The following is an 888-nucleotide window of genomic DNA, read 5'->3' as shown; positions in this document are numbered from 1 at the left end:
TTTCGAATTACACAAGCAGCAGCGAGGGTTTTGTTACCCTTCAGTCATTAATCATGAACTCCCTGATGTATCATGAACGAGAGTTGTTCGTCAGCGAAAATGCCCATGAGCAATGCAATGGTTTCCGTTCTCGTCGTTGGTACAGTCACGGCTTTGAGTTCTCGCTCCGTATTCCGCGCAGTCGTAGCGGAAACTTCTATCCCATTCTCTTAGGGTTGATACGCAGCGAAAGCGAGGAACGTGCCAAATTGTTCAATCTCCTCTACACCAAAGGTCTTACCACGGAGCAGATAGGCGAGATTTCAAATTGCGTCTATGGTCGTTCCTACAGCAAGCAGCAGGTATCGCATCTTGCCGGCAGCTGCCGTGAGGACGTCGAACGGTGGCTTTGCCGTAGCCTTTCCTCCCACTACTTAGCCGTCTATATCGACGCCACCTTTATTTCCACCCGTAGGGACAGACAGGTGTCCAAGGAAGCCTACTATACCATTCTGGGGGTATTAGAAGACGGCAGCAGGGAGGTGCTCACGGTTGTCAATCATCCCACAGAAGGGGCTCTTTGCTGGAAAGACGAGCTTGAGGCCTTGAAGCAAAGAGGCGTCGAACAGATAGACTTAGTTGTTTCCGATGCATTGCAAGGAATAGAGAATGCCGTCTGTGCAGCCTTTCCCGGTGCCGCACACCAGTTCTGCGTGGCACACGTTAAGCGACAGATACTCAGCGGCGCATCACATAAAGACAAACTGGTAATGGCGCAGCAGCTCAGTGAGGTGTTCCAATTGGAGAACAACGAGATGAATTCCTTGCAGGGATACGAACAATTCATTACCTTTGTCGAGAAATGGGAAAGGAAATATCCTGCACTAAGAAAATACAAGGCCGAACGCA

Annotated in this window: 1 protein-coding gene; it reads left to right on the top strand. The window is 49.9% G+C overall.

The genetic code is table 11. The features are described 5' to 3' along the window. A partial coding sequence (locus tag E0E16_RS02590; RefSeq protein ID WP_130829708.1) for an IS256 family transposase occupies window positions 1–888 on the top strand: 888 nt, incomplete at both ends.

It is taken from the genome of Prevotella rectalis, from assembly GCF_900607215.1.
In the GTDB taxonomy this organism is placed as follows: domain Bacteria; phylum Bacteroidota; class Bacteroidia; order Bacteroidales; family Bacteroidaceae; genus Prevotella; species Prevotella brunnea.
This window is presented reverse-complemented; position numbering and strand designations above follow the sequence as displayed.